This is a genomic window from Amycolatopsis sp. cmx-11-12 (assembly GCF_046269425.1).
In the GTDB taxonomy this organism is placed as follows: Bacteria; Actinomycetota; Actinomycetes; order Mycobacteriales; family Pseudonocardiaceae; genus Amycolatopsis.
This window is the reverse complement of the sequence record NZ_JADNQM010000037.1, coordinates 1-8,510: the sequence shown is the minus strand read 5'-3', so window position 1 is coordinate 8,510 and position 8,510 is coordinate 1. Positions and strand designations below refer to the sequence as shown.

Below are 8,510 nucleotides of genomic sequence, written 5' to 3'. Positions count from 1 at the left end.
GGACAACCTCCAACCGTTTCACCGGAGCTAACGCACGCCGACCTCCGGACGGTTCACCCCACTTTCGCCTGAAGTACATGAAGGACCCCTTCCTGTACCTAGGGTCCTGAGTCCGAAGTTCGTGTCGTGAGTACGCGGCCAGGCACGGTGATCCCGTTCGCCGAACTCGCGTGCTCAGAGCCGTGACTCGCGTGCTTGGAGGCGGATCTCGCGTGCTGGGAGGCCGAACTCGCGAGATCCGCCTCTGAGCACGCGAGATACGGCTCCGAGCACACGAGTGCGGGGTTTGATCCGACGCACGAACTTCCGGTGCACGACACTAGGCGCAAGGAAGGGGCCTTCACGCGCCATCATCGTGGCTGACGGTGCTTCTGAGGCTTCAGTGACATTCCGGAGCCAGTTGCCCCTAGAGCCGGCGTGCCGACTTCGTTCGGCACGTCACACGTGCGTCACCCGGCCGCCCAGTCGGCGCGGGTGTGCCGCAAGTGGGTGTGCATCAGGTTCTCCAAGGCGTCCCAGTCCTGCGCGGCGATCGCGGCGAGGATCTCCCGATGCTCACCGGCCGCTCCGGTGAGCCTGCCGCTTTCCGCCAGCTTCTCCAGGCCGTACAGCCGGGTCTGGTCGCGCAGGTTGGCGATGCTCTCCAGTAGCCGGCGGTTGCCCGCGAGCGAGAGAAGGGCCAAGTGGAACCGCCTGTCCGCTTCAAGGAAACTGGCGACATCACCCTCGCGAGCGGCGCGCTCGATCTCTCCGGCCAGGTCGCCGAGGCGCTCAAGGTCAGCCGGACCCGCCTTCGCCGCCGCGGACAACGTGCCCGGCACCTCGAGGAGCTGACGCATCTCGTAGATCTCGTCGAGGTCTTGCTCCTCCATCGCGACGACCCGGTAGCCCCGGTTCCGCACAGGTTCCATCAGCCCCTGGTTCACCAGCGTCAACAACGCTTCCCGCACCGGGCTGCTGGACACGCCCAGTCGCGTCGCCAGCGCGGCCGCGGAGTAGATGTCACCAGGCCGGATCTCACCGGACACCATCGCCTGTCGAACCACCTCCAGAACCTGGTCCCGCAGGCTCGTGTGCTGCAGGCGAACCACTCCGTTCTCCGTCAAGACCCCACCCCCTTCATTCCACAGAGCTTGACTTCCGCATCCTCTTGGCGCATCTTACTCGTTACCGGTGAACGGTAACCGGTAGCCGGTTACTAAGGAGTAACTTATGGCAAAGGCGTCTGACCTGCGGGGTTACTGCACGTTGTGCCGCTCGCGGTGCGGTGCGGTCTACACGGTCGACAGCGGCTTGCTCGTCAGTGCCCGGCCGGATCCCGCCCACCCCACCGGGGCCGCCCTTTGTCCCAAGGGCAGGGCGGCTCCCGAACTCGTGCACTCCACCGAACGTTTGCGCAGTCCTCTGCGGCGGACCACCCCCAAATCCGATCCCGACCCGCGCTGGCGAGAGATCGGCTGGGAGGAAGCCCTGGCCGAGGTCGAAGAACGGCTGGGCACGATCCGAGCACGCGATGGAGCCGAGGCGGTCGCCTTCTCGGTGACCTCCCCCAGCGGAACACCGATGTCGGATTCGATCGACTGGGTGGAACGGTTCATCCGGCGCTTCGGCAGCCCGAACACGCTGTACTCGACTGAGATCTGCAACTGGCACAAGGACTTCGCGCACGCCTTCACGTTCGGCAGCGGACTGCCGGTCCCGGACTACGCGAGTACCGATCTCGCTGTCCTGTGGGGTCACAACCCGGCGAAGTCCTGGCTGGCTCAATCCGCGGCGCTGGCTGAAGCACGCGCCCGAGGGGCGAAACTCGTCGTGATCGACCCTCGACGGTCCACGAGCGCGCTCCAAGCCGACCATTGGCTGCGAGTCCGGCCCGGTACCGACGGCGCCCTCGCCCTCGGAGTCGCCGGGCAGTTACTCTCCACGCGAGGTCACGACGAGGCGTTCGTGCGGGCGTGGACCAACGGACCGCTGCTGGTCCGGATCGACACCGGCAGATTCCTCCAGGCGAAGGACGTCGATCCCGAGCTGTCCGGCTATGTGGTTTGGGACGAACTGTCGGGACGCCCCGAACCGTTCGACACCACGCAGGCGGCCGCCGTACCGGAGCGTTTCGCTCTGACCGGACGTCGACGAGTGGCCACCCGGACCGGGCCGGTGGACTGCGTGCCCGCGTTCGACCACTACGCCCAGGCGTGCAGTGCCTGGTCGCTGGACCGGACCGCGGCCGTGACCACGGTCGACCCGGCCGCTATCGAAGCCTTCGCCGCGGAACTCGCCACTGCTCAGTCGGTTTCCTACGCCGCGTGGTCCGGCGTCGGCCAACACACGAACGCCACGCAAACCGAGCGAGCGATCGCCACGCTCTACGCGCTCACCGGCAGCTTCGATGTCCCGGGCGGTAACGTGATCCTGCCCAAGCTTCCCGTCAACCCGGTGACCTCGCCCGATCAGCTCGGCGAGCCGCAACGAGCCAAGGCTCTGGGGCTGGGCCGGTTCCCGCTGGGCCCGCCGGCACAAGGCTGGATCACCGCACGCGACTTCTGTCACGCGGTCCTCGAAGGTGAGCCCTACCCGGTACGCGCACTGGTTTCGTTCGGCGGAAATCTCCTGCTGTCGCAACCTGATCCACGGCGGACCGCGGAAGCGTTACGCAGCCTGGACTTCGGCGTTCACCTCGACCTTTTCGAGAACCCCACCTCGCGGTTCGCGGACCTTCTTCTCCCTGTGCAGACGCCTTGGGAACACGAGGCGATCAAGGTGGGCTTCGAGATCACTCGCGCTGCTCAGGAACGAGTCCAGCTGCGACCACAGATGACCGCCCCTGTCGGCGAATCGCGTTCGGACACAGAAATCGTCTTCGACCTGGCGGTACGGCTTGGCTTCGAGGACGATTTCTTCGGCGGCCACGTCGAGGACGGCTGGAACCACCAGCTCAGCCCGCTCGGCGTCACCGTCGAAGAACTCCGTCACCGGTCCGGCGGAATCGACCTGCCGCTGAGGACCCGCCACCGCAAGTACGCCGAGGAATCGGAGGATGGGTCCGTGGCAGGGTTCGCCACGCCCACGCGCCGGGTCGAGCTGTACTCCGAGCGGCTCGACGAGTACGGGCAGTCACCCGTTCCGGACGCGCACCCGCCGGCACCCGATTCCCGGTATCCGCTCGTGCTCACCTGCGCCAAGAACGGCTACTTCTGCCATAGCCAGCACCACGGGATTTCTTCGCTACGGAAGCGTTTTCCCGAACCGACCGTCGAGCTGAGCACCGAGCTCGCCCACGACCGCGGGATCGTGGACGGGCAATGGATCGGCATCACGACCTCGCGAGCCACCATCCGGATGCGGGCGCGGATCGACCCGGCGCTTCACCGCGACGTCGTCGTCGCCGAATACGGCTGGTGGCAACCCGCGCCCGACCTGGCATTGCCGGGCTCGGACCCACTCGACGACGGCGGCACCAACTACAACCTGCTGATCGGCGACGAGGCACGCGACCCGATCAGTGGCTCCGTGGGCATGCGCTCGACTTTCTGCGACATCCAAGCGGACGAGCTCGCGCCCTGGACGGCCCAGCGTGAATTCGTGGTCGAGAACACCGCCTTCGAAACGGACGAGATCATGTCCGTCGAACTGCGTCCCGCCGATGACGGCCCGCTGCCGGCGTTCCGCGCCGGGCAGCACGTAACGGTCGCCTGGCGCGATGATCCCGGCCTCACCCGTAGTTATTCCCTCATCGGGGCCGCGACGGGAGCACGAACCACGTACGCGCTCGCAGTACGACGGGTCGACGGCGGCCGATTCTCGCCGACTGTCCACGAGCGGCTGCGTCCCGGTGAAAGGGTGCTGGTGACTCCACCATCCGGTGGCTTCGCCATCCCACTCGTCCATACGCGACCGATCGTGCTCCTGGCCGCCGGTATCGGCATCACTCCGTTCCTGAGCTACCTCGAAACCCTCACCGAGCTGCCTGCGACCGCACCCGAGGTCGTCCTTCACTACGGCAACCGGGACAGCGCGAACCACGCGTTCCGTGAGCGGCTCGCCGCACTTGCCGCGGTACTCCCCACAGTCCACGTCGTCGACCACTACAGCCGGCCTGCCCCGGGAGACCGATATGAAGCACGTGGGCGGATTTCGGCCGAAAGTGTCGATGCCGCACTGATCCGCAAGCGTGCGCGCTTCTACCTGTGCGGACCCGAGACCATGCTTGACGAGGTGACCTCCGGGCTCGTCTCGCGAGGAGTCCCACGGTTCGACGTCTTCAGTGAGAAGTTCCACGCGCGACCCGCGCCGATACGGATTCCCGATGACGCCACCGCGATCGTGCGGTTCGCCCGTACCGGACGCGAGGTCACCTGGGCCAAGTCCGACGGCACGCTGCTGCACCTGGCCGAGAAGAGCGGGATCTCGATGCCGAGCGGCTGTCGCGTCGGCCAGTGCGAGAGCTGTTCGGTCCCGGTGCTCGACGGGACGGTCTCGCATCTAGTCACGCCATCCGAGGATCTCCCTGACGACCACTGCCTCACCTGCCAATCCGTGCCGACCTCAGACCTTGTGCTCGACGCGTGAACGAGAAAGGACCACCGTGTACACCGTCTCCGCCGAGGAAACCGCCGCCGCATTGCCGTTCGGCGCGCTGATTCCCGCCCTTCGCGAGGGTCTTGCTCGCGGTGCCACCACGCCCCCACGCCATCACCACCAGATCGACGAGACAGCGGGCTCCACGTTGCTGCTGATGCCTTCCTGGCGCCCAGGTGGCCTGCTCGGAGTCAAGCTGGTGAACGTCTTCCCCGAAAACAGTGCGAGGGGCCGCCCCGCGCTGTCCTCGGCTTACGTTCTCGCCAGTGCGGACACCGGGGAACACCTCGGGGTCATCGACGGGAACGAACTGACTCGTCGGCGCACGGTCGCCACCGCGGCACTCGCCTCCTCTTACCTCGCTCGTCCGGACAGCCGCGTTCACCTCGTGGTCGGCGCCGGCCATGTCGGATCGCTCGCCGCCGAGGCCCACGCGGCCGTACTCGGCATCCGCACCGTCCTCGTGCACGACCAGCGTCGCGAAGCCGCCGCCGCACTGGTCACCAGGCTCCAGGAGTCCGGTGTGGACGCCCATATCGCCGACGACCTCGACACGGCGATCCCCCGGGCCGACGTGATCTCGTGCGCCACCCTCGCCACCAGCCCGATCATCCGAGGTGAGCTGCTGACCCCTGGCACGCATCTCGACCTCGTCGGCAGCTTCCGCCGGGACATGCGCGAAGCCGACGACACCTGCCTGACCCGCGGAACGCTGTACATCGACAGCGAAATCGCACTCGACGAGTCCGGCGACCTCACCCAGCCCCTCCTCGACGGCATCATCACCCGCGATGCCGTCGCGGGCACCCTCCCGCAGCTCTGCCGACGAGAAGCACTCGGCCGCAGGGACGACCACCAGATCACCGTGTTCAAGGCAGTGGGAACAGCGCTGGCCGACTTGGCGGCCGCAGCCCTCGTCCATCGCAGCCGTGTCCAGCCAGCAGGCTGACCCTCTGGGAGCTCCGCATGACATCGTCCGATTCACCATTCATCACCGAGCCGCCCCGCGGCCGTCTGGCACGCATCGCCACCCGCAGTGCGGCGTGGTCTGAAAAGTGGTTCCCCAACACACTCGTCTTCGCGCTGCTCACCGTCGCGGTCGTCGCTGTCGCCGCGATGGGGATCGGTTCGTCACCCGCCAAGGTCGCGACCGTGTTCGGGGACGGGTTCTGGGATCTGATCCCCTTCACCATGCAGATGGCCATGGTCGCCATCGGCGGTTACGTCGTCGCCACCGCCGGGCCGGTCCGCAAAGCCATCACCCGGCTGGCCCAAGTCCCCGGCAACCCGCGCGCGGCCATCGCCATGGTCGCCGCGGTCAGCCTGCTGTCAGCGCTCCTGAACTGGGGGTTCAGCCTCATTTTCAGCGCGCTTCTGGTGCGGCGGCTCGCGGAACGGCACGACCTGCGCATGGACTATCGGGCCGCGTCCGCCGCCGCCTATCTCGGCCTCGGCGGGAGCTGGGCACTGGGTCTCAGCTCCTCTGCCGCGCAACTCCAGGCCAACCCCGCCAGTATCCCCAAATCGCTGCTACCGGTCACCGGCGTCATCCCCTTCCGAGAGACCATCTTCACCTGGCAGTCCCTCCTGCTCGCCGCGGTCATCGTGGTCGTGTGCGTGATCGTCGCGTTCCTGACGGCTCCTCGTGCCTCGGCCGCTCGCACCGCGGCGGATCTGGGCATCGACCCGCGTGATCCCGTCGAGGACGACACTCCGCGGTCACGCCCCGGCGAATGGCTCGAGTACAGCCCGCTGCTGACGATCGTTGTCGTCGCCCTGGTCGGAGGCTGGGCCGTTCAGGAGTTCGCCGACAACGACCCCATCGTCGCGATCTCCGGCCTCAACACCTACAACCTGCTGTTCCTCACGCTCGGCCTGCTGCTGCATTGGCGCCCCCGCCGATTCCTTTCGGCGGTCACCAAAGCAGTCCCCGCCACCGGCGGTGTCCTCATCCAGTTCCCGTTCTACGCCGGTATCGCCGCGATCATGACCAAGGCGACCGACAGTGCCGGCACGTCGATCTCCCATCACCTCGCCGCGATCTTCACCTCCGCGGGCAACGACACCACGTTTCCGCTGTTGATCGGCGTCTACTCGGTGGTGCTCGGCTTCGTGATCCCCTCAGGCGGCGGTAAATGGATCATCGAGGCGCCGTATGTGATGCAGGCCGCGAACGACGCGCACGTGCACCTCGGCTGGACGGTTCAGATCTACAACGCCAGCGAGGCGCTGCCCAATCTGATCAACCCCTTCTGGATGTTGCCCTTACTCGGGGTTCTTTCCCTCAAGGCACGCGACATCGTCGGCTACACGTTCGTCTACCTCATCGCGTTGTTCCCGATCGTGCTCGGACTGCTGACGTTGCTGTCGGCGACCTTGCCCTACCACCCGCCCATCCTGCCCTGACGTGGAGGCACAGTCATGACCCTGGACAGCGTTTCGAGCACGTTGTACGAGGCGATCGTCCGGAAGAACCCGGCCGAACCCGAATTCCACCAGGCCGTCTACGAAGTCCTCGACGCCATCCAGCCCGCGCTGCGCCGCAGCCCCGAACTGCGCGACGCGGCGGTTCTTGAACGGCTGTGCGAGCCGGAGCGGCAACTGATGTTCCGTGTCGTCTGGACCGACGACTCCAGGCGTGTCCAGGTCAACCGCGGCTTCCGGGTCGGCTTCAACTCCGCGCTGGGGCCTTACAAAGGCGGACTGCGGTTCCATCGCGACGTCGCACTCGGCACGATCAAGTTCCTGGCCTTCGAGCAGATCTTCAAGAACGCTCTCACCGGCCTCGGTATCGGTGCGGGCAAAGGCGGATCCGATTTCGACCCGTCCGGCCGCAGCGATACCGAGATCATGAGCTTCTGCCAGGCATTCATGACCGAACTCCACCGGCACATTGGTCCCGCCACCGACGTACCCGCCGGCGACATCGGCGTCGGCTCACGCGAGATCGGCTACTTGTTCGGTCAGTACAAGCGCCTGACCAATCGCTACGACTCCGGCACGCTGACGGGCAAGGATCCCTTGCTCGGTGGGATCCCCGCCCGCCCGGAAGCAACCGGGTACGGCACCGTGTACTTCCTTCAGGCGATGCTGGCAGCCAGAGGAGAGTCCCTTGACGGCTACACGGCCGTGGTGTCCGGATCCGGAAACGTCGCCTTCCACGCGATCGCCAAACTCCGCGAACTCGGTGCGGTACCCGTCGTGTGCTCGGACTCGGGCGGCTATGTCCACGACCCGGCCGGGATCGACCTCGAGGTGCTCCGAGACCTCAAGGTCGCCCGCCGCGAACGGTTGTCCGCTTACGTGGAACACGTACCGTCCGCGCGATTCTTCACTGGCGAGTCACCTTGGGACGTGCCTTGCGACGTCGCGCTTCCCTGTGCCACTCAGAACGAACTCGACGAACAGGCCGCGCTCAGACTGGTCAAGAACGACGTCCGAGCGGTCGCCGAGGGCGCCAACATGCCCTGCACTCCCGCCGCGGTGCAGATCTTCCGCGAAGCGGGCGTCGCGTTGGCGCCGGGCAAGGCAGCCAACGCGGGCGGCGTGGCCACCTCCGCACTGGAGATGAGGCAGAACGCCGCACGCGACCGTTGGACCTTCGACAAGACGGACCGGACTCTCCGGAAGGTCATGGAAGACATCCATACCGAATGCCTCGGCACCGCCGAGGAACACGGACTGTCCGGCGACTACGTCAGCGGCGCCAACATCGCCGGATTCCGCACCGTCGTCGCCGCGATGGAGGCGAACGGCTACATCTGAGACCGCGAGGTGGTGGCTCCCCGCCGCCAGAGCCACCCACCTAGTGTCGCGCGTCGTTAGTTGGTTTACGGTCGTGGGTTTGCGATGATGGGTCATGCCTTCGTCGGGTTTGGTGATCAGTGGTGAGGATCGGGCGGTCTTGGAGTCGTGGGCTCGGTCGCGGGCGA

5 protein-coding genes are annotated in these 8,510 nt (G+C 66.6%); 4 read left to right on the top strand and 1 reads right to left on the bottom strand.

Going from position 1 to position 8,510, the window contains the following annotated elements; genetic code table 11:
* Positions 1–449: 449 nt before the first annotated feature.
* On the bottom strand, positions 450–1,106 hold the full coding sequence (locus ACLARN_RS35520; protein WP_409495849.1) for a GntR family transcriptional regulator: 657 nt from the start codon (positions 1,104–1,106) through the stop codon (positions 450–452).
* Positions 1,107–1,212: 106 nt separating this feature from the next.
* Between ACLARN_RS35520 and ACLARN_RS35515 the strand changes: the two genes are divergently transcribed.
* From ACLARN_RS35515 to gdhA, 4 genes are read left to right on the top strand one after another with little or no spacing between them, the layout of a single operon-like run.
* Positions 1,213–4,569, top strand: coding sequence for a molybdopterin-dependent oxidoreductase (locus tag ACLARN_RS35515; RefSeq protein ID WP_409495848.1), 3,357 nt, complete (start codon positions 1,213–1,215; stop codon positions 4,567–4,569).
* A 16-nt stretch (positions 4,570–4,585) separates the two neighbouring features.
* Positions 4,586–5,527 (top strand): ornithine cyclodeaminase family protein, encoded by a 942-nt coding sequence (locus tag ACLARN_RS35510; protein WP_409495847.1) that lies wholly within the window; start codon positions 4,586–4,588, stop codon positions 5,525–5,527.
* Positions 5,528–5,544: 17 nt separating this feature from the next.
* A complete protein-coding gene (locus tag ACLARN_RS35505) occupies positions 5,545–6,984 on the top strand; it encodes a short-chain fatty acid transporter (protein ID WP_409495846.1) in 1,440 nt (479 codons plus the stop codon).
* 15 nt (positions 6,985–6,999) lie between these two features.
* Entirely contained in the window at positions 7,000–8,343 is a 1,344-nt protein-coding gene (gene gdhA, locus ACLARN_RS35500; RefSeq protein ID WP_409495845.1) for an NADP-specific glutamate dehydrogenase, read from the top strand.
* The last annotated feature ends 167 nt before the right edge of the window (positions 8,344–8,510 follow it).

Excerpts from the sequence above, each read along its gene's own strand:
- gdhA (WP_409495845.1), top strand. The coding sequence starts at position 7,000 with ATGACCCTGGACAGCGTTTCGAGCACGTTGTACGAGGCGATCGTCCGG.
- ACLARN_RS35515 (WP_409495848.1), top strand. The coding sequence starts at position 1,213 with ATGGCAAAGGCGTCTGACCTGCGGGGTTACTGCACGTTGTGCCGCTCG.
- ACLARN_RS35505 (WP_409495846.1), top strand. The coding sequence starts at position 5,545 with ATGACATCGTCCGATTCACCATTCATCACCGAGCCGCCCCGCGGCCGT.